The sequence below is a fragment of the Sporosarcina sp. ACRSL genome (assembly GCF_022346605.1).
In the GTDB taxonomy this organism is placed as follows: Bacteria; Bacillota; Bacilli; order Bacillales_A; family Planococcaceae; genus Sporosarcina.
The window spans coordinates 299,742-319,279 of record NZ_JAKRNT010000001.1 but is presented as its reverse complement, the minus strand read 5'-3'; the positions used below and the strand labels follow the sequence as shown (position 1 = coordinate 319,279).

Sequence of the window (19,538 nt, the reverse complement as noted above, 5' to 3'; positions counted from 1 at the left end):
GCGATACATGCAAAACCGAAAAGAGATACTTTCACGCCTTTCGTTTTGCGAGAAAGGTTGAAAGCATCTCAAGGGAAATACGTATATAATTACGCGCCCGATTTTCGGAATACTACTAAAATTATTTTACTTTTTCTTCGATATATTTCACTGCATCACCGACAGTTCCGATCTTTTCAGCATCGTCATCGGAAATTTCCATATCGAATTCATCTTCTAGTTCCATAACTAGCTCAACGACATCCAAAGAGTCTGCGCCAAGATCATCACGGAAAGAAGCTTCAGGTTTCACTTCGCTTTCATCGACACCAAGACGGTCGACAACTACTTTCGTTACACGTTCAAGTACTGACAACATAGTCACCTCCCTTCAATAATACTTTATAGGGAGCACGCTCCAGGCGGACGCTTTCCGCGGGCGTCGCCTCAGCCTCCTCACTACGCTTCGCTTCGTTGCGGGGTCTTCTGCTGACGCTTTTCCCGCAGGAGTCGCCGCCTTCCGCTCCTGCCAATATAGCAAGATTTCATTTCAACATATTAAGGTAAATAATTTTTACATCACCATTCCGCCATCGACATGAATTGTCTGGCCAGTAATGTAGTTTGCATCGTCAGACAGTAGGAACGCCACTGCGCCGGCTACGTCTTCTGCTGAGCCTAGCTTACCCAAAGGGATAGACCCCAACATTTGCTCTTTGACATCTTCAGGAAGCGCATCTGTCATATCTGTTGTAATGAACCCTGGGGCTACCGCGTTCACGGTAATATTCCTTGAAGCAAGCTCTCTTGCTGTCGTTTTTGTCAAGCCAATGACGCCAGCTTTTGCAGCGACATAATTTGCTTGACCAGGATTACCTATGACGCCTACGATCGATGCAAGGTTGACGATTTTACCGGCACGCTGTTTCATCATTTGACGAGTTACAGCTTTCGTGCAGAGGAAGACACCTTTCAGGTTGATGTTCATGACATCATCCCATTCATCTTCCTTCATTCTCATCAATAAATTATCACGCGTAATTCCTGCATTATTTACGAGCATATCAATTGAACCGAACGTTTTCAACGTCGAATCGACCATTTCTTTTACTTGTTCTGCATCTGAAACATTTGCTTGAATGGCAAAAGCGTCGCTGCCGGATTGTTTAATCAATTCAACGACTTCTTCCGCTTTTTCCTTGCTGCCACTGTAATTGACTGCTACACGGGCACCTTCTTTGCCTAACAAGATTGCAATCTCGCGCCCGATTCCTCTTGAGGCACCTGTAACAATCGCCGTTTTCCCTTCAAATCTACCCATTATTCCCACCCTTTCGCTGCATCGATAACTGCTTGTAATGTCTCCTCGTCATAAACAGGAAGCACTGTGACAGATCTATCGATTTTTTTGACGAGGCCACTGAGGACTTTTCCAGGACCGCATTCAATGAAATGCGTAACTCCAAGCCCAATCAATTCACGAACGGAGTCTTCCCAACGCACTGGAGAATACAATTGTTCCACTAGCAGCGTCTTGATTTCCTCCCGATCGGTAACTGACTTTGCATTGACATTTGCGATGACTGGGATTGTTGCGTCTTTCATTTCCACTTCGTCCAATGCATTTTTCAAACGTTCCGCAGCTGGTTTCATAAGAGATGAATGGAACGGTCCACTCACATCCAGAGGAATTGCTCTTTTCGCTCCAGCTTCTTTAAGCTCTACACAAGCTTTTTCAACGCCTGCTTTCGTACCCGAGATGACAATTTGGCCAGGGCAATTCAAGTTTGCCGGTTGGACCGAATCCCCGTTTGCCGTTATGGCATCTGTCACTTCTTGCAGTTTTTCACCGTCTAATCCAAGGATAGCCGCCATCGCGCCTTCACCTGCAGGAACCGCATCATTCATAAAAAGGCCTCGCTTATGGACAACTGATACGCCATCTTCGAATGAAAGTACTCCTGAAGCAACGAGTGCAGTATATTCACCAAGGCTATGACCAGCTGTATAGTCAGGTGTGACCCCTTCTTCCACAAGTTTTGATGCGATCATCGCGCCGACAGTCAATAAAGCCGGCTGCGCATTGTATGTCAATGTCAGCTCCTCTTGAGGTCCCTCCGTAATTAATTGGCTTAAACCGAATTGTAAAACTTCATCAGCCCGCTCGAGGAAATTTCCGCCTTTGTTAAAAAGCTCTTCTCCCATTCCTACGGATTGTGAGCCTTGCCCCGGAAAAATAAACGCAATTTTCGTCATTCCGCCTCCACCTTTCCAACTGTCGTTCTAATCGTTCCGCACACATCGAATTCAACCATCGTCCTTGCTTGTCTAATTGCATTTAAAATTGCATTGGCATTCGAAGAGCCGTGAGCTTTAATTACGGGAGAGTTTAAACCGAATAATCCCGCCCCCCCGTATTCTGTGTAATCCATTTTCTTTTTCAATCCCCGGAGGTCGTCTTTTACCATTGCTGCGGAAAGTTTGGATTTCAAAGAGGCTCCATACACGTCTTTCAACATTGAGAAAAACCCGAGGGCCGTCCCTTCAATTGTTTTCAAAACCATATTTCCAGTAAAGCCGTCCGTTACAATAACATCTGCCGCTCCGTTTAAAAGTTCTCTCGATTCGACATTACCGACAAAATGAACGGGTGCTTCTGAAAGGAGATCATATGCCGCCTTTGTCAGTTCATTCCCTTTGCCTTCCTCGGTTCCGATATTCAATAAACCGATTCGGGGTTTTTGAATGCCACGTACTTTTTCAGCATAGATGCTTCCCATGATTGCATATTGTTGCAAATGGATTGGCTTGGCATCTGAGTTTGCACCGACATCTAAAAATACGAAACCTTGTCCGTCGATTGTCGGCAAGGTAGGTGATAAGGCTGGTCGATCAATGCCCTCAATCCGGCCAACGATGAAAAGTCCTGCCGCCATCAATGCACCTGTATTTCCCGCGGACACACAGGCATCAGCTTTGCCGTCTTTCACAGCTTGTGCCATCCTTACCATAGAGGCATCTTTCTTCCTTCTGATTGCACGGACCGGCTCGTCGTCCGGCTCAATCTTTTCTGTGCAATGAACAACTTTTAACCTGGCATGCCCTTTTAAATAAGGCGCCATCACTTCTTCATTTCCATAAATATGTATATGTATATCTTCAAATTCGGATAGACTCAATAGTGCACCTTCAATAATTTCACCCGGTGCATGATCCCCGCCCATTCCATCCAATGCAATGATCATCATAATTTCCTCCTACTATCGTCCGTAGTGTGATACATTTGGAATTCACCAGTGAAAACCGTTTCATTTTCGACTGTAGAAGTGACATCGACAAATGTCCGTTTGTCTGTTGAACGCCCTTTATCTACAATAGCACGAGCAATGACCCGATCACCCGATTTGACAGGCTTCAAGAAATGGAGTGACGATGTGACCGTCAAAGCGAGGTCATCATCGAGAACAGCAACAGCTAAAGAGTTCGCTTGTGCAAATAAATGATGGCCACGAGCGATTCCGCTCCTTCGGAAAACATGATCGTCCGTTACATCGAATATGGAGATTGCCCTCTTGTCCAGTTCGATGTCAACGATTTCACCGATTACTTCATCCGACTGAAGAGATTTCACCTCTGCATCCAATGTTCGTTCAGCGACTGTTTTTAAACGTTCTCGCAATTCCGGAATTCCACATTCCAACCGATCTAACCGTATTGTCTGGACGCTAACGTTAAATTGCTTGGATAATTCTTCGTCTGTAAGAAAAGGATTTTGTTGGAGGCTAATTTCAAGCTGGCGCTGCCTCTCCCTTTTAGGCACTCTCAATCATTTCACCCTTCCGGATTAGCACTTGGTACTAATACCAGTATATTATCATAGTTCATGATTGATTTCTACAAAAAATGGGCACGTCTAGAAAAGCTGACCATGTTGAAGCATGTTTAGAAGTATATAGAATAAAGTGAGTTTTCCTTTTTACCATATCAGCTTCTAATTATGTTCCGAAATGCTTGTTCAGTTGAGTAATAAGTTCAATAAATCCATAATAATTAAAATGCCTATCAGCAAAAAGATGCCAATAGACTGAATTTGAATTTTATTATCTGAAGCAGCAGAATAAAGAGGATTAAAAATCCACATTATGGACCTGACATTCAAAAAGGAAAAAATATTACGCTCTCTACCTAATTATACTAGTATTTATTATTTTTTTATAGGCTACTCTTTTTTATATCTCATACTATAATGTAATACACAAAAATAATATAGGGGTGTTTCAATATGAACAACAAAAAAGATGTCTTAGATCAAGGTCCCTTTTTTCACGGTACAAAAGCAGAACTAAAAATTGGGGACTTATTAGAACCTCAACATTTATCAAATTACCAAGACAAAAAATCCAACTACATCTATTTTACCGCAACATTAGATGCCGCTAAATGGGGCGCTGAATTAGCAACAACCGATTCAAAGGAAAGAATTTATATTGTAGAGCCATTAGGTGATTTTGAAAACGACCCGAACTTGACCGACAAAAGATTTCCAGGAAATCCAACACGGTCTTATAGATCTAAATCACCTTTGAAAATAATAGCTGAATTAGGTTCATGGGAAAGACATTCCGAGGATGAAATCAATCATATGCGTACATCTTTAAATAAGTTACGTGAACAAGGAAAAGCTATAATTTACGATTAATCCGTAAATGAACCATTACAATGACATGAGTTTTAAAGTAAAGAACCGGGCGCAACTGCTTACTTAGCAATTGCGCCCGTTTTGCTTAATAATTTATACAGCATTTTCACTTCATCATCTGATGATAAATATAAAAACTGTATAACGCGGGTATCGACAAGCCGAGAGCAAGACAAAAGACCGCTGCTATTTTTGACTGTTTAATAAGACGTTCGTCGTCTGATTTTAAGTGTTGGAAAAAAGTTAAGGTAAAATAAAAACAGATTATGAGTAAAGCAGTAGAAAATAGCCCGATCCAACTTCCCGTTGCCATTAAATTCATATTATCCATTCAAGTACTCCTATGCTTTGTTGCTATCATTCCGACTTAATCATTTTGAAAGATGGTATATACCAATCTGGCTGTCAGTTGAATGAATGGTCAAATAATTACTCGTTATGTCGTTACAGTTGCTTGGAGTGGAAGGCGGCAACTCCTGCGAAAGCCGTCACGAAGAACGGCTTTTGCGAGCAAAAGCGAAGCGTTGCGAGCACATCTTGGCCCTACCGTAACGAAGAACGGCTTTTGCGAGTAAAAGCGCAGCGTTACGAGCATAAGGTGCCCGCGGAAAGCGTCCGCCTGAAGCGGAAAGCAACTGCCTATTATAAAGGTTAAATTCTTAATCCATACGTTCTTGTGAAAGAGCTCCTGATTGCTCTAGGTCCTCTCTTAAATACCGGTATTCAGGGTCGGTCCAGAAACTGTCGGAGGACAGCATTCTTTCGGCATCTTGACGCGCAGTTTCCAATGCGCGGTAGTCATGCACGAGATCGGCCATCTTGAATTCAGGCATTCCGCTTTGCTTCTTGCCGAAGAAGTCGCCAGCGCCTCTTAGCTCAAGGTCCTTTTCAGCTAGGAGGAATCCGTCATTCGTCTCTGTCATCGACTGCATCCGTTCTTTCCCTTCTTCATTTTTCGGGTCCGCGAGAAGTACGCAATACGATTGGTCCGCTCCCCGACCGACTCTACCCCGTAATTGGTGAAGTTGAGCGAGTCCGAAACGGGTTGCATCATAAATGAGCATGAATGTGGCATTCGGAACATTCACTCCGACTTCAACGACGGTAGTCGAAACAAGGCAATTGATTTTTCCTTCGCTGAAGTCCCTCATGATCGCATCTTTCTCCTCGGCATGAAGTCTTCCGTGCATGAGACCGACCGTGTACCGCCCAGCAAAATAGTGAGTGAGCTGGGCATGAACATCGACCGCATTTTGCACATCTAACTTGTCCGACTCTTCGATCAGCGGACAAATGACATATGATTGTCTTCCAGCCTGCAGCTCTTTCTCCATTTTTCGTAAGACAGGCAACAAGGAATCTTCTTTCAGCCAATAAGTTTCAACTTTTTTTCGTCCCGCCGGCATTTCATCTAGGATGGAAACGTCCATTTCCCCGAAGGCGGTGATTGCTAAAGTTCGGGGGATGGGTGTCGCTGTCATGAAAAGAACATCTGGATTCAAGCCTTTTTCCCTTAACACCCGACGTTGTTCCACACCGAACCGATGTTGTTCATCCGTAATGACGAGTCCCAAATTTGCAAAGCTGACATCCGGTTGTATTAACGCATGCGTCCCAATGAGCAAATCGATATTTCCGCTCTGTAATTTTTCAATGATGATCCTTCTTGCCTTGCCTTTTGTCGATCCAGATAGAAAAGCGACTTCCACTCCAAATGGCCCGAGCCATCCAGATAGGGAACTGGCATGCTGCTCTGCAAGAATTTCCGTAGGCGCCATAAGAGCTCCTTGAAATCCTCCCGTTATCGCTGCAAAAAGTGCAATCGCTGCGACAACTGTCTTTCCTGAACCTACATCCCCTTGAAGCAGCCGGTTCATCCTCATCGGACTTTTCAATTCGGCACATAGCTCGTTCACGACTTTTTTCTGGGCATTCGTCAATTCGAAAGGGAGCGATGCGATGAACTGCTTTAACCGTTCCAGATCATAATGAATCGGAGTTCCCTTTTCTGTTTCTTTCCGGATTTTTTTCATACCAACCATTTTCAGTTGAAACTTCAACAATTCCTCATACACAAATCTTCTTCGTGCTTGTTTCACATCATTTGGCGACTTCGGAAAATGGACCATTTCCAACGCTTCGTCGATCGATGGCAACATATAAGCTTCCCGCAATGAAATAGGAAGGGATTCTGCTATTTCACCTTTGCAAAGATCGAGCGCCTGCCTCATATATTTTCGAAAGGTCTTTTGGTACATCACGTTTTTCAAACTATAGACAGGCTCGAAATCCGCTTGATCCGTTTTTGGTCCTTCGCTGAAATTGCTCACATTGATCACTTGCCTGCCTCGGTCCCATTTACCTGTTACAGTAACTGTCATCCCGATAGTGAGACGCTCTTTCAAATAATGCTGATTGAAGAATACTGCTTTGACAAGATGATTACCAGCGAGCAATCGAATTTGAAGGCGTGACTTGTTTCTCCCTAAAAAAAGAACGGAAGGCTCACTTTCGACCCTTCCTTCAATCGTAACTCGTTCATTATGCGGCGTTTCGGCCAAGTTTTTCAGTCTAAAATCTTCATGACGATAAGGGAATGTATTGATGAGCTCTTCAATCGTTTCAATTCCCAGCTTTTGAAGTTGTTCAGCAGATGCCTTCCCTACACCTTTTAGTGTTGAAACAGAATCATGAATTGACGGAGTCAAGAACCGTTTTGTCCTTTCCGAAAATCTCGGCTTCAAGTGCCTTTCCTGTAGGAGTTGCGGCTAAGCCACCTTTTGCTGTTTCCCTTAGTGAGGAAGGCATCCTTTGTCCGATTCGATGCATCGCTTCAATGACTTCGTCTGTCGGAATCCTGCTGACGACTCCGGCAAGAGCCATATCCGCTCCGACTAGAGCTTTTGCGGCCCCCATTGCGTTTCGCTTCACACACGGCACTTCAACGAGGCCAGCAACTGGGTCGCAGACGAGACCGAGCATGTTTTTCATAACGATTGAAAAAGCCTCGGCACTTTGCTGTGGTGTTCCGCCTGCCATTTCAACGATAGCGGCAGCAGCCATGGAAGCTGCCGAACCTGTTTCCGCCTGACATCCGCCCGCAGCGCCTGAAATAGAGGCATTATTCGCCACAACAAAACCGAATGCACCGGAAGTAAACAAGTAATTCACCATTTGTTCTCTCGTAGGGTTCAATTTGTCCTTTACAGCGAAAAGTGTTCCAGGTACAATTCCGGCAGCGCCCGCAGTAGGAGTTGCACAAATCATTCCCATCGCCGCATTCACTTCATTTGTAGCGACTGCTTTACTGACAGCATCCAAAATGAGATCTCCGGACAAAGACTTCCCAGATTTAATATAATTTTGGATAAGTACAGCATCTCCGCCTGTCAAACCTGACGTGGATTTTACGCCTTGCAGCCCTTGCTCGACTGCGTTTTCCATAACAGTTAAGTTATTATCCATTTGAGCAATGATCTCTTCTCGGGACCGTTTCGTAATGAGCATTTCCTGTTCGATCATAATTTCCGAAATCGGTTTGTTCTGTTCCTCCGCTAATGCGACAAGTTCTTTCACTGTACCAAATAGAACTTCCATTCTTATTCCCTCCTCAACTCGCCAAAGTCGATACTTGCGTAACATTCGGCAATGATTTCAATTCATTGATAAGCGTTTCATCAAACATTTGGTCAACTTCAATGACCATAAGCGCCATTTTTCCTTTTTCTTTCCTGCCGACTTCCATATGGGCAATATTCATGCCTTGAGAAGCAATTGCATTGGAAACATTCGCGATAACGCCTGCACGGTCGTCATGCACGACGAGGAGCGCAGGATAGTGGCCTGATAAACGTAGCGGAAACCCGTTCAACTCAGTGACTTCCATAGTTCCACCACCGATTGAAATCCCGACGAGTTCCATTTCCCCTTGACTGTCGCCTATGACAATTTTTGCTGTATTTGGATGATCGGCTTCTTCCTCTTCGGGAAAAAATTCGAATGTCATGCCAAGTGCAGCAGCATCTTCGAAAGCCGTTTTAATTCTTTCATCAAATGTATCGTAATCTAATAATCCCCCGATAATCGCAACGTCCGTCCCATGGCCTTTATATGTTTCTGCAAAAGAACCATAGAGATGGATTCTTGCCCATTCCGGTTGACGTCCAAATAAATCCCTAGCTACTCGTCCAATACGGGCAGCTCCCGCTGTATGGGATGATGAGGGTCCAATCATAACGGGACCGATAATTTCAAAAACCGATCTGTACTTCAATACAAACTACCCCCTTTTTAAAAAGCGAACGCTCTCGCTTACTATCATTTTACAGTAAATTACGCATAAAGACAAAATAGAAAAACGGCACCCTGTCGTGAAAGGGGTACCGTCGTTGTTTTGCATTATTCGACAGAAAGGATATATGGATAAAGCGGTTGTTTCCCATTGTATAGTTCGACTTCCGTATGATCGAATGTGGACTCCACATAATCTGCTAACTTAGTCGCGTCTTCTTCAGTAACGTCCTCTCCATAGATGATCGTTACAATTTCATCGTCTTCATCAATAAGTGATTCCAGTAACGTTTTCATTACTTCATCCAATGATGGATTGGAAATTACGATTTTGCTGCCTGCAAGTCCCATGAAATCATCTTTTTTAATGTCAATGCCATCAATCGACGTATCCCGGATTGAATAAGTCACTTGTCCAGTTTTCACGGCTGCCGCTGCTTTTGTCATATTATCTTTATTTTGATCCACTTGAGCATCAGGATTGAATGCAAGAATTGCAGCTAATCCTTCGGGAACAGATTTTGTTTCGACGACAGCAGCTTCGATGCCAATCACTTCTGCCGCTTGTTTGGCAGCCATGACAATATTTTTATTGTTAGGCAAAATGATGACCCGCTCCGCACCGACATCTTCAATCGCCTTAACAATATCTTCGGTAGATGGGTTCATCGTCTGTCCGCCTTCAATGACAGCAGAAGCACCGATGCTCTTCAGCAGGTCAACAACACCAGAGCCCATAGCCACAGTTACAATTGCATAAGGATGTGAAACGGTAGCTTCCTTCTTAACGGAATGACTCTCTCCGACGATATCAATATGCTGTTGGCGCATGTTTTCAATTTTAATATTGATGAGTGAACCGTATGCTTGTGCATAATTCAGAGCGTTTCCAGGTTCTTCGGTGTGGATATGTACTTTTGCAATCTCATCATCTGAAATGACGAGCAATGAATCCCCGAATTCGCTCAAGTCTTGCCTAAAGCTACCCTCATCGAAAGGATGCTTTTTCACTTTTTCATCCTCAAACTTCACCATGAACTCAGTACAATATCCGTATACGATATCCTCCGTGTTCATGAAACCTTGAACACCACGATGATGCTCGGCATTGACCAGGTCTTCCATCAAGTCCATATTTTCCCGTTCAGGAAGCTCTTCACCTTTCAGACATGCCAAAAAGCCTTCGTATACGTAGACAAGGCCTTGTCCGCCACTATCGACAACACCGACTTCCTTCAACACAGGAAGAAGGTCCGGAGTTCTTTTCAATGACGCTTTCGACTCTTGGACGATTGCTTCCATCACTTCAATAATATTATCCGTCCCTTTCGCCACTTCAACACCTTTGTTCGCTGCATCTTTGGCGACAGTAAGAATGGTTCCTTCAACCGGCTTCATGACTGCTTTGTACGCAGTTTTCACACCATATTCCAATGCTCCAGCAAATTTGATACTATCAAGCTTTTCTTCCTCCTCGACAGCTTTGCCGAAACCGCGGAACAACTGGGAAAGAATGACGCCCGAGTTTCCACGAGCCCCCATTAATAACCCTTTCGAAAGTGCTTGTGCGGTCTTGCCCAAATGTGCGGACTTATGCGTCTCGGTTTCCTTCGCGCCGGACGTCATCGATAAATTCATATTTGTCCCTGTATCGCCATCAGGCACTGGAAACACGTTTAAGGAATCGACATAGTCTGCATTGGAATGAAGGTGGTGAGCACCCATCCTTACCATGTCGGCAAATTTCACACCATCAATAAAATTCATTGAAATGTTTTCCTCCTTCTTCAGTTCGTCACCCGAACTCCTTGAACAAATATATTCACTGAATCCACTGTTAACGATAATGTCTTTTTCAATGTATACATCACTTTGGATTGCACTTGGTATGCGACCTCGGAGATTTTCGTTCCATAACCGATGATGACATACATATCAATATGTGTCTCATCCCCGATATTCCTAACAATGACCCCTTTTGCATAGTTCTCTTTTCCAAGGATATCCGTAAGTCCATCCCGGATCTGGTGACGTGAAGCCATGCCGACAATTCCGTAGCATTCGATAGCCGCCTCACCAACTACTTGGGCAATGACGTCATTCGTAATATCTATTGTTCCGTAATCGTTTCTTAACTCAATTGACATGAAAGCTTCCCCTCCTGCATCCTGAAATAACTAACCTTATTGTACTATACACTAAGTCAATAGAAAAGTGGATCCATATGTAAAGGATTTTCACTTGAAAGCATTAGTAAAAAAGGTTGCATGCCCTTATTTCCTGTGATAAAGTATTATGGTATGCGAATTAGATAGTGAATCGCTTAATCAATATTAGCGAGGAGGTCATAAAAATGGCTAAAGAATGTGTAGTTACTGGCCGCAAAGCACGTTCGGGTAATGCCCGTTCACACGCAATGAATGCCAACAGACGTACTTGGGGAGCTAACCTTCAAAAAGTCCGTATTCTTGTAAACGGTAAACCAAAACGTGTTTGGGTATCCGCGAGAGCGTTAAAATCAGGTAAAGTACAAAGAGTTTAATCGATACTCAGAAATAAAACGCCAGGCCGAATTAGTTCAGCCTGACGTTTTTTCTTTTTTACGTTTTTTGGTGCGTTGATTCGCAGTGGCTTGGCTTTTCGCCTTCTCATCTTTTTGGAAGACTACCATGCATTTTCTAACAAAGCTGCTGAGAAACTTCGGCATCGTAAATGTATAAACTCGCAATTCCCTTCTCCTTTCAGGAATCTGAACTTCTTACCATTAAGCATATGCCTTGTCGGAAAGAGATAGTACAAACTTCTGAAATTGGTTCATTGCTTGTAAACTTCGTCATTCCCATTTCCATCCTTGCGTTAACCGTCTCATATTTGAAACCTGTCAATGTAAGCCCTTCTACGATGCTTGCGAAAGGGAAAAAAGAGATATACGGTAGGCGAGCAATTTTTTTTATCCGATGAACCCCTGGACGAAATAATGAGATTTCATTGTTGGCGTTGCGGATGACAAACGCAATGTCTTTATGTTCCGTTTGCATCCGATACAATAAATGCAATGCCGATTCGAAATGATCCAACCTTCCACCAGTAACTCCGGTTAGCACCACTTCTTTCGGATGGTAAGTTATAGCACGCGCTACTGCCAATTCCGTGTCCGTTTCATCTTTTTCGGCCCTGAAAGAATCAACCCGTTTTACGTTTTGTTGGATTCTTCTAAACTCTTCTTCCGTCACCGAGTCAAAATCTCCGACTGCCTCATCAGGAGCAATGCCTTTCTCCAATAAATGAAGGGCACCGCGATCAACACCAATGAATGCCGCCTCTTCAGACTTGTAAGAAGCTAGGTCTGGCAATTCTTCAAAAGGTCCACCCGCGCATATAATCACTTTTTCCATCAATTCAGCACGCTCTCTCCTGCAGCTTTAATCTTTTGTAATGCCTCCGACCGGTTTTCCTCATTGTAAATCGCGGATCCTGCAACAAAAATGGTAGCACCCGCTTCCACACAAGGAATAATTGTTTCTTCATTGATGCCGCCATCGATTTCGATATCGATTGACAGCCCTCTTTCTTTAATGAGATCGGATAATTGTTTCACTTTCGGAAGTACCGAATGGATAAACTTCTGTCCTCCGAACCCTGGATTGACAGTCATGAATAAAACCATGTCAATATCTTCAAGGATATGGAGGACATTCTCAACCGGAGTATGAGGATTCAGCACAACGCCCGGTTTTACTCCGAATGAACGGATCAGCTGAATCGTGCGATGTAAATGTCTGCACGCTTCCACATGGACGGTAATATAATCCGCTCCGGCTTTCGCAAACTGTTCAATATATGCATCAGGGTTCTCAATCATGAGATGGACATCTAATGGAAGATCAGTGACAGGTCGCAATGCCTCTACAACAATCGGTCCCATCGTAATGTTCGGAACGAAATGACCATCCATTACGTCAATATGAATGAGTTCCGCTCCCGCTTTCTCCACTTCTTTCACTTCATCAGCAAGCTTTGAAAAATCCGCCGCTAAAATGGACGGTGCAATTTTAATCATTGTTAATACCTCGGCTTTCGGTCAGTAATCTCTTGTAGAAATTGTAAATAGTTATCGTATCGGGACTGCAGTATTTCTCCAGTCTCCACTTTCTCTTTTACCGCACATCCGGGCTCTTTCAGATGCAAACACCCTCTAAATTTGCATTCATGTGCGATCTGTTCCATTTCAATGAAGTAGTCCCGTAATTCCTCTTTCTCAATATGATCGAAATCAAGCGAGCTGAATCCCGGTGTATCGGCAACGAGTCCTTCTGCCACTTCCAAAAGCTCTACATGACGGGTCGTATGTCTACCCCTGCCGAGCGCTTCCGAAATTTCACCTGTTTTCAAAGAAAGCTCTGGAATCAACGTATTCAGTAGTGTTGATTTTCCGACACCGGACTGGCCCGCTAGAACGGTTGTCTTCCCTTTCAAATAAGGTTCAAGCGTCGGGAAAAGACCTGGATCTCCAATATAAGTTTCAATCACATCGTAACCGATGCCACGGAAGTAGGCAGTAGCAGATTCAGCTTGCCGAAGTTCCTTTTCGCCTGCAACATCTTTTTTTGTCAGACAGATGACCGGTTCAATGCCGACCGATTCGATGACGACGAGGAATCGGTCCAATAGATGGAGGCTGAAATCAGGTTCAACGATTGAAAAAACAAGCAACGCTTGGTCGACGTTAGCGATTGGCGGTCTGACCAACTCATTCTTCCTGTCATGTACCTTGGTGATTGTCGCATCATTATCTCCATCTCGGACAATCGTGACAAAATCACCGACGAGCGGCGTTATCCCTCTAATTTTGAAAACACCCCGACCTTTGCACTGGATGAGATCACCATCTTCATTTTTCACATAATAAAAACCGCTGATTGCTTTTCTGATTTGTCCTTCCGCCATCCAATCCCTCCTGCTTATTCGACATCCTCATTATCATCATCATAATTGAACGTTTCTTCTGCAATGATGGTGTCATCTCTACGAACCTGATATCCACCACTTTGTCCTTCTTCCAATTCGACTATAATCTTTCTATACTCATCTTCTGTGATGGTAAATTCAGCAACCGGAATTGTCATCGAATGTTTATTATCCTGAATATAAATTTTGATTGTTTGCGGTTCTGGGTCTGAATATTCATCCCCTTCATCTTCCGATGGCTCGTATGGAATTTTAACCGTATGTTCAAATTGTTTAATGGGCAACTTTTCCTTGCCTTTTGACATGACAACCTCCACAGTTGCACCCTTTTCAAGTTCCGATTCCGCAGGAGGGTTTTGCGAAATGACATGACCTTCCTTGACAGTATCGGATTTTTCACTTTTTACAATCACTATTTTAAAGCCTGACCTAACTGCATAATCATCCAATTCTTCCTTAGTATAATTGGACAAATTGGCAAGAGTTTTCATTTCTTTCCCTAAACTGACTGTGAAAACGAGGTCGGTTTCACCCGGCACGACCATTTCTCCTGCTTCCGGTGACTGTTTCAAGATTTGTCCTTTCGGTGCATCGGAGTGGGTCCAATCCGGTTCAATCGATTTGAATCCGAAACCTTCCAGGAAATTGGCGATTTCTTCATAGTCCCTGCCTGTGTAATCGGTCAGTTCCATTGTTTCTTTTCCGATACTCACATACAGTGTCACGGACGATCCGATATCACGTTTTTTATCCGCTTCGGGATTTGTTCTAAAAACTTGGCCAGCGTCGTATTCATCCGAATAGTCTTCTACTGTTTCTTCTACAAGGAAGCCGTTTTCCTCTAAGAGTGCAATCGCTTCCGCTTCCTCTAAGCCGACCACATTTGGAACAAGAGCGCTTTTCGGTCCGAATAAGGTTGGCCAGAAAATGATGAGGAGGACGGCAATTGCAAGCAACAGTGCCGATAAGCCAACGAAGATCGGCCATTTTTTCCTTTTCTTTTTCTGTTCTTGAACCACTTCGGGAACGACCGGTTCTACAATTTTTGTCTCATCCAACCTATCAAAATTCGAAGTATCCGTAATGGCAGGAATGACTCGTGTTTGGTCGTCATCAAACGGGATGGTGAATTTTTCTTCATGCTGCCTTTCGGGCGACAATACGGTAAGAAGATCATCATACATCTCGTCCGATGATCTGTATCTGTTCGAAGCGTCCTTAGCTGTTGATTTTAAAATGACATTTTCCACACTTTGTGGGATGTTCGGGAAAACAAGCCGAACGGAAGGTGTTTCCTCCTGTAAATGTTTCAATGCGATGGCAACCGCAGTTTCTGCAGAGAAAGGCAACTCACCTGTCAATAATTCATAAAAGACGATTCCTAATGAATAGATATCCGATTTTTTAGTTGCCATGCCGCCCCTAGCTTGTTCAGGAGATAAATAATGGACGGTTCCAATAACGGAATTCGTCTTCGTATGTGCAGTGGCATTTAATGCCATCGCAATTCCAAAATCGGTTATTTTCACGTTGCCTTCCGAGTCCATTAAAATATTTTGAGGTTTAATATCACGATGAACGATTCCGTTATGATGAGCATTTGAAATAGCAGAGACGAGCTGTCTCATGATTTTGACAGCTTGCTGGACATGCAAAGGTCCATTCGTCTGGATAAATTTTTTCAATGTCTGCCCTTCGATATACTCCATTACTAAATAATGAAGTTCCTCTTCCTCACCGACATCAAAAATGTTGACGATATGAGGGTGAGATAAGCTCGTAGCGGACAACGCTTCTCGTTGGAATCGCTTCTTCAAATCTTGCTCATTTGCAAAGTCGTAGTTGAGCACTTTAATGGCAACATCACGGTCCAAGATAATATCGTGCGCCAAATAGACTTTCGACATGCCGCCTTCTCCTATACCTCTAAGCACTTCATAACGGCCGCCGATTCGTTTTCCGATCACTGTTGGCTCACCTCCGAAGCGGAATGGCTCGCCAAAATGACGGAAATATTATCGTCTCCGCCCAGTTCATTTGCCAACTCTACTAATTTAACTGCCTTGTCATGTAAATCCCCATCCGCTGAAACGATTTCACGGATTTTGTCATTGTCGACTTTATTACTCAGTCCATCTGTACAAATTAGCAAATACGTCTGATCATCCAATTGAATTTGGTAAAAGTCCGGTACAATTGATTTTTCAGACCCCACTGCACGCATGATCCAGTTCCTTTGGGGATGTGTTGCCGCTTCCTCTTCGGTGATTTCTCCGGAATCGAGTAATATATTGACGAAAGAATGGTCTTTCGTGATTTGCACGATTTCATCTTGCTTGATTGTGTATACACGGCTATCGCCGATATGCGTTACGAGACCTTTATTCCCAAACATGAGAACTGCATCTAATGTCGTTCCCATCCCTTTAAACTCATCGTCACTTAACGCTATTTCAAAAATAGTGCGGTTTACATGAAAAACTGTTTCGAGCAGCCATTCCTTCCAATCTTCCTCATCCATACTTGCGGCATTCTCCACTTTCATGAACTGTTCACCAAGTATACGGACCGCCGTCGAACTCGCATAGTCCCCTCCCCGGTGACCACCCATACCATCAGCTACTACCGCAAGTGTCGGTCCGCCTTTAATGGAAAAGACCGCTGCACTATCCTCATTCACAGTCCGTTTCTTTCCTATATCGGTCACTAATTCAAATTGCAACATACTCGTCCCCCCTTTAAAAAATCTTACTGTCAATTCCCCTTAGGAGTCTTATTATTCTCTTTATGTCTATTTTACGCCTTCATTTTACGGAAAGCCGCAACAAAAAATCCATCGCTTCCAAAATGCTGTGGTAAAACTTGCAGCATATTATCTTGGATTTCAAGCTTCTCTAGATCGGCAAGCCCATTCAACGGGGCCATCTTCATATCAGGATGCTTTTCGAGGAATTTGCGGACCATCCCCTCGTTTTCGTTATACTCTACGGTGCATGTGCTATAGACGAGGATGCCATCTTCCTTTAGTAACCGATATGCTGTATCAAGCAATTGTTCTTGGATATCCGCTAGACTTTCCAAATCCTGCTCCGTTTTATTATATTTAATCTCAGGTTTCCGCCGGATGACGCCGAGCCCGCTGCAAGGTGCATCGACAAGTATTCGGTCAAAAGAAGCAGGCTCATAAATGGAATCCAACTCACGGCTGTCTCCACTTTTCGTCTTGATCGATTGTATGCCAAGCCGTTTTGCATTTGACTCAATCAGCGAAAGTTTATGTTCATGTAGATCATGCGCATGAATTTCGCCTCTGTCATTCATCTTCTCTGCGATAAACGTCGTCTTTCCTCCCGGAGCTGCACACATGTCCAATACTTTCATATCGGGCATGACATCTAGTGCGAGGACAGGCAACATGGAGCTTTCATCTTGGATCGTCAACAGTCCTTCTGCAAACGCTTCTGAATTCGCCAAGCTTCCACTTGTTGCTTGGATGCTATCTGGAACGACTTCGCCCTTCGAGACTTCGATGCCTTCCTTAGCAAGCGCACTCATCGCTTCATCGATCGACGCTTTCAAGGAATTCACCCTCGCTGTCATACGGGCAGGATGATTGTTTTCATGCGCCATTGCCAAAGCTTCTTCTTTACCGAATTGCTTTACCCACCGTTCGATTAACCATTTAGGGTGACTTGTTTCAATCGATATCCTTTCAATTTCGTCTTCAATCTCCTCAATCGGACGGACGCCTTTACGCAATATTGAACGCAAAATGCCATTTACGGTTGAGGCAATCCCTTTATGCCCTCTTCTTTTTGCGATTTCCACTGCTTCATGGACAACCGCGTGGGAAGGAATTTTCGTCAAATAGACGATTTGATAAATGGACAATCGTAACAATTCTCTTACCCAAGGATCCAATTTCCCTTTCACAAAAGGCTCTAAGTAATAGTCCAATGTTAAACGATGCTGCAAAGTACCGTACGTCAATTCGGTCAATAACCCTCTGTCTTTCGGATCGATATTGTGCTTTTTGATCGTCCGGTTGAGCAATAGATTGCTATAGGCCTGATTTTGATTGATTTCCATCAATATCGATAATGCCGCGTCGCGAACATTTCCATTCCAAATCCTCTTTTTGGCGTTTGTCATTCAAAACGGTCTCCTTCATTCCACTTGGCTCCAACGCCATTTAAAAATTCCTCTGCAGACATCCGCTTTTTCCCTGCAGGCTGCAACTCAGTGATGGCAATCGAAGAATCATTACCAGTTTTGACAATGAGCCTGTCCTTTAGTAACTGAATAATTGTTCCTGGGAGGGCATCACTCGTGCTTTCGAATTTATCCGCTTTCCAAACTTTCACGTTTTCGCCTTGGAAAACCGTATACGCTCCCGGCCAAGGGTATAATCCACGAATTTGATTGAAAATAGAATTGCCGCTCGTAGTCCAATCGATTCTTTCCTGTTCGCGCGTTATATTGCCTGCAAAGGAAACGTATCTTTCGTCTTGGGGAATTCGCTCATTTGTGCCTGCAATGATTGAAGGAAGCGTCTCTTTCAATAATTCAGTGCCTGCAACCGACAACTTTTCAAAAAGAATGCCGGTATTATCTGCATCTGTAATAGGCACCCTCGTCTGTGAAATAATATCCCCAGCATCGAGTTTTTCTACCATATACATAATTGTGACCCCTGTTTCCGTTTCTCCGTCAATAATGGCTTGATGGATCGGTGCGCCTCCCCTGTATTTCGGCAATAAAGAGGCATGAACATTAATACAACCGAGACGAGGGGTCTCAAGCAATTCTTTTGGCAAGATTTGTCCGTATGCAGCAGTGACAATTAAATCCGGCTTCATATCAATAATTTTCGTAAGCTCCTCCGACGTTCTGAGCTTTTCCGGTTGCAATACTGGCAAGCCTAGTCGGATTGCTTCTTCCTTCACAGGCGGAGCAGTCAAAACGCGTTTTCTTCCAACTGGACGATCAGGTTGGGTGACGACTGCTATAACGTCGAACCCTTCTTCATGCAACATTGTCAAGACAGGAACTGAAAAGTCGGGAGTTCCCATGAATACGATTTTCGTCATTGCTCTTCTCCCTCCTCGTCAACCTCTTCAAATTCCTCCGGGTCTACAATCCGCGTTATTTTCGAATCGAATAGAATCCCATCTAAATGATCGATTTCATGAAGGATAGCACGTGCTTCGTAATCTTCCGCTTCCAGTTCATATAGAGAACCATCGCGTTCCTGCGCTTCAACACGCACGAAAAATGGGCGTTCCACTTCCCCGTAAAGTCCTGGAAAGCTTAAACATCCTTCCACTTCAACGACAGAACCTCCAATGGCAGTGACGACAGGGTTGACCATTTCAATGACATCATTTCCTTCACCCATATCGACGATGGCGACACGTACGAGTTCCCCGACTTGAGGTGCCGCAAGACCTACACCATCTGCAGCGACCATCGTTTCATACATGTCATCTAGCAACTTTGCCAATTTTTCATCAAATTTCTCCACTTCCTTGCAACGCTGTGTCAATAGTGTTGAAGGGCTTTTCACGATTTCAAGTATTGCCAATTCAATTCCTCATTTCCA

22 protein-coding genes are annotated in these 19,538 nt (G+C 43.8%); 3 read left to right on the top strand and 19 right to left on the bottom strand.

Going from position 1 to position 19,538, the window contains the following annotated elements; all coding sequences use genetic code 11:
- Positions 1–121 precede the first annotated feature (121 nt).
- The 5 genes from MHZ92_RS01770 to fapR all read right to left on the bottom strand — a co-directional run bounded on the left by MHZ92_RS01770 (position 122) and on the right by fapR (position 3,805).
- Complete coding sequence (locus tag MHZ92_RS01770; RefSeq protein ID WP_239429768.1) at positions 122–358, bottom strand: acyl carrier protein; 237 nt, start codon at positions 356–358, stop codon at positions 122–124.
- A 195-nt stretch (positions 359–553) separates the two neighbouring features.
- Positions 554–1,300, bottom strand: coding sequence for a 3-oxoacyl-[acyl-carrier-protein] reductase (gene fabG / locus MHZ92_RS01765; RefSeq protein WP_239429767.1), 747 nt, complete (start codon positions 1,298–1,300; stop codon positions 554–556).
- Positions 1,300–2,235 carry an ACP S-malonyltransferase gene (gene fabD, locus MHZ92_RS01760; protein ID WP_239429766.1) on the bottom strand — a complete coding sequence of 312 codons (936 nt, stop codon included), beginning with the start codon at positions 2,233–2,235 and terminating at the stop codon, positions 1,300–1,302. The genes fabG and fabD overlap by 1 nt, the downstream gene beginning before the upstream one ends.
- A complete protein-coding gene (plsX, locus tag MHZ92_RS01755; protein ID WP_239429765.1) occupies positions 2,232–3,224 on the bottom strand; it encodes a phosphate acyltransferase PlsX in 993 nt (330 codons plus the stop codon). Before plsX ends, fabD begins: the two co-directional genes overlap by 4 nt.
- On the bottom strand, positions 3,224–3,805 hold the full coding sequence (gene fapR / locus MHZ92_RS01750; protein WP_239429764.1) for a transcription factor FapR: 582 nt from the start codon (positions 3,803–3,805) through the stop codon (positions 3,224–3,226). Before fapR ends, plsX begins: the two co-directional genes overlap by 1 nt.
- Positions 3,806–4,261: 456 nt before the next feature.
- On the opposite strand from fapR, the gene arr reads away from it, so the two are divergent.
- Positions 4,262–4,678, top strand: coding sequence for an NAD(+)--rifampin ADP-ribosyltransferase (arr, locus tag MHZ92_RS01745; protein ID WP_239429763.1), 417 nt, complete (start codon positions 4,262–4,264; stop codon positions 4,676–4,678).
- A 376-nt stretch (positions 4,679–5,054) separates the two neighbouring features.
- Entirely contained in the window at positions 5,055–5,333 is a 279-nt protein-coding gene (locus tag MHZ92_RS01740) for a hypothetical protein (RefSeq protein WP_239429762.1), read from the top strand.
- A 4-nt stretch (positions 5,334–5,337) separates the two neighbouring features.
- Here MHZ92_RS01740 and recG read toward each other — a convergent pair whose 3' ends face one another.
- From recG to MHZ92_RS01715, 5 genes are all read right to left on the bottom strand, one after another.
- Entirely contained in the window at positions 5,338–7,386 is a 2,049-nt protein-coding gene (recG, locus tag MHZ92_RS01735) for an ATP-dependent DNA helicase RecG (RefSeq protein WP_239429761.1), read from the bottom strand.
- Positions 7,367–8,275 carry an L-serine ammonia-lyase, iron-sulfur-dependent, subunit alpha gene (gene sdaAA, locus MHZ92_RS01730; protein WP_239429760.1) on the bottom strand — a complete coding sequence of 303 codons (909 nt, stop codon included), beginning with the start codon at positions 8,273–8,275 and terminating at the stop codon, positions 7,367–7,369. The genes recG and sdaAA overlap by 20 nt, the downstream gene beginning before the upstream one ends.
- A 13-nt stretch (positions 8,276–8,288) precedes the next feature.
- Entirely contained in the window at positions 8,289–8,951 is a 663-nt protein-coding gene (gene sdaAB / locus MHZ92_RS01725) for an L-serine ammonia-lyase, iron-sulfur-dependent subunit beta (protein WP_239429759.1), read from the bottom strand.
- A gap of 125 nt (positions 8,952–9,076) precedes the next feature.
- Positions 9,077–10,735, bottom strand: coding sequence for a DAK2 domain-containing protein (locus MHZ92_RS01720; RefSeq protein ID WP_239429758.1), 1,659 nt, complete (start codon positions 10,733–10,735; stop codon positions 9,077–9,079).
- A 20-nt stretch (positions 10,736–10,755) separates the two neighbouring features.
- Positions 10,756–11,115 (bottom strand): Asp23/Gls24 family envelope stress response protein, encoded by a 360-nt coding sequence (locus MHZ92_RS01715; RefSeq protein WP_239429757.1) that lies wholly within the window; start codon positions 11,113–11,115, stop codon positions 10,756–10,758.
- Between the two features lie 206 nt (positions 11,116–11,321).
- Between MHZ92_RS01715 and rpmB the strand changes: the two genes are divergently transcribed.
- Positions 11,322–11,510 carry a 50S ribosomal protein L28 gene (rpmB, locus tag MHZ92_RS01710; RefSeq protein ID WP_239429756.1) on the top strand — a complete coding sequence of 63 codons (189 nt, stop codon included), beginning with the start codon at positions 11,322–11,324 and terminating at the stop codon, positions 11,508–11,510.
- Positions 11,511–11,546: 36 nt separating this feature from the next.
- On the opposite strand, the gene spoVM is transcribed toward rpmB, so the two are convergent.
- From spoVM to def, 9 genes are all read right to left on the bottom strand, one after another.
- Positions 11,547–11,696: a stage V sporulation protein SpoVM gene (gene spoVM / locus MHZ92_RS01705; RefSeq protein WP_255723311.1), complete on the bottom strand. Its 150-nt coding sequence runs from the start codon at positions 11,694–11,696 to the stop codon at positions 11,547–11,549.
- 13 nt (positions 11,697–11,709) lie between these two features.
- Positions 11,710–12,363 carry a thiamine diphosphokinase gene (locus MHZ92_RS01700; protein ID WP_239429755.1) on the bottom strand — a complete coding sequence of 218 codons (654 nt, stop codon included), beginning with the start codon at positions 12,361–12,363 and terminating at the stop codon, positions 11,710–11,712.
- Positions 12,363–13,028, bottom strand: a complete 666-nt coding sequence (gene rpe, locus MHZ92_RS01695; protein ID WP_239429754.1) for a ribulose-phosphate 3-epimerase — start codon at positions 13,026–13,028, stop codon at positions 12,363–12,365. Before rpe ends, MHZ92_RS01700 begins: the two co-directional genes overlap by 1 nt.
- A 2-nt stretch (positions 13,029–13,030) precedes the next feature.
- Positions 13,031–13,915: a ribosome small subunit-dependent GTPase A gene (gene rsgA / locus MHZ92_RS01690; RefSeq protein ID WP_239429753.1), complete on the bottom strand. Its 885-nt coding sequence runs from the start codon at positions 13,913–13,915 to the stop codon at positions 13,031–13,033.
- Between the two features lie 14 nt (positions 13,916–13,929).
- Positions 13,930–15,903, bottom strand: coding sequence for a Stk1 family PASTA domain-containing Ser/Thr kinase (gene pknB / locus MHZ92_RS01685; protein ID WP_370644563.1), 1,974 nt, complete (start codon positions 15,901–15,903; stop codon positions 13,930–13,932).
- Positions 15,900–16,661: a Stp1/IreP family PP2C-type Ser/Thr phosphatase gene (locus MHZ92_RS01680; protein ID WP_239429752.1), complete on the bottom strand. Its 762-nt coding sequence runs from the start codon at positions 16,659–16,661 to the stop codon at positions 15,900–15,902. Before MHZ92_RS01680 ends, pknB begins: the two co-directional genes overlap by 4 nt.
- 71 nt (positions 16,662–16,732) lie before the next feature.
- Positions 16,733–18,088, bottom strand: coding sequence for a 16S rRNA (cytosine(967)-C(5))-methyltransferase RsmB (gene rsmB / locus MHZ92_RS01675; protein ID WP_239429751.1), 1,356 nt, complete (start codon positions 18,086–18,088; stop codon positions 16,733–16,735).
- Positions 18,085–19,026, bottom strand: a complete 942-nt coding sequence (fmt, locus tag MHZ92_RS01670; protein WP_239429750.1) for a methionyl-tRNA formyltransferase — start codon at positions 19,024–19,026, stop codon at positions 18,085–18,087. The genes rsmB and fmt overlap by 4 nt, the downstream gene beginning before the upstream one ends.
- Entirely contained in the window at positions 19,023–19,520 is a 498-nt protein-coding gene (gene def / locus MHZ92_RS01665; RefSeq protein ID WP_239429749.1) for a peptide deformylase, read from the bottom strand. The genes fmt and def overlap by 4 nt, the downstream gene beginning before the upstream one ends.
- Between the last annotated feature and the right edge of the window lie 18 nt (positions 19,521–19,538).

Excerpts from the sequence above, each read along its gene's own strand:
- MHZ92_RS01770 (WP_239429768.1), bottom strand. The coding sequence starts at position 358 with ATGTTGTCAGTACTTGAACGTGTAACGAAAGTAGTTGTCGACCGTCTT.
- fabG (WP_239429767.1), bottom strand. The coding sequence starts at position 1,300 with ATGGGTAGATTTGAAGGGAAAACGGCGATTGTTACAGGTGCCTCAAGA.
- fabD (WP_239429766.1), bottom strand. The coding sequence starts at position 2,235 with ATGACGAAAATTGCGTTTATTTTTCCGGGGCAAGGCTCACAATCCGTA.
- plsX (WP_239429765.1), bottom strand. The coding sequence starts at position 3,224 with ATGATCATTGCATTGGATGGAATGGGCGGGGATCATGCACCGGGTGAA.
- arr (WP_239429763.1), top strand. The coding sequence starts at position 4,262 with ATGAACAACAAAAAAGATGTCTTAGATCAAGGTCCCTTTTTTCACGGT.
- sdaAA (WP_239429760.1), bottom strand. The coding sequence starts at position 8,275 with ATGGAAGTTCTATTTGGTACAGTGAAAGAACTTGTCGCATTAGCGGAG.
- MHZ92_RS01720 (WP_239429758.1), bottom strand. The coding sequence starts at position 10,735 with ATGAATTTTATTGATGGTGTGAAATTTGCCGACATGGTAAGGATGGGT.
- MHZ92_RS01715 (WP_239429757.1), bottom strand. The coding sequence starts at position 11,115 with ATGTCAATTGAGTTAAGAAACGATTACGGAACAATAGATATTACGAAT.
- rpmB (WP_239429756.1), top strand. The coding sequence starts at position 11,322 with ATGGCTAAAGAATGTGTAGTTACTGGCCGCAAAGCACGTTCGGGTAAT.
- MHZ92_RS01700 (WP_239429755.1), bottom strand. The coding sequence starts at position 12,363 with ATGGAAAAAGTGATTATATGCGCGGGTGGACCTTTTGAAGAATTGCCA.
- rpe (WP_239429754.1), bottom strand. The coding sequence starts at position 13,028 with ATGATTAAAATTGCACCGTCCATTTTAGCGGCGGATTTTTCAAAGCTT.
- rsgA (WP_239429753.1), bottom strand. The coding sequence starts at position 13,915 with ATGGCGGAAGGACAAATCAGAAAAGCAATCAGCGGTTTTTATTATGTG.
- MHZ92_RS01680 (WP_239429752.1), bottom strand. The coding sequence starts at position 16,661 with ATGTTGCAATTTGAATTAGTGACCGATATAGGAAAGAAACGGACTGTG.
- rsmB (WP_239429751.1), bottom strand. The coding sequence starts at position 18,088 with ATGACAAACGCCAAAAAGAGGATTTGGAATGGAAATGTTCGCGACGCG.
- fmt (WP_239429750.1), bottom strand. The coding sequence starts at position 19,026 with ATGACGAAAATCGTATTCATGGGAACTCCCGACTTTTCAGTTCCTGTC.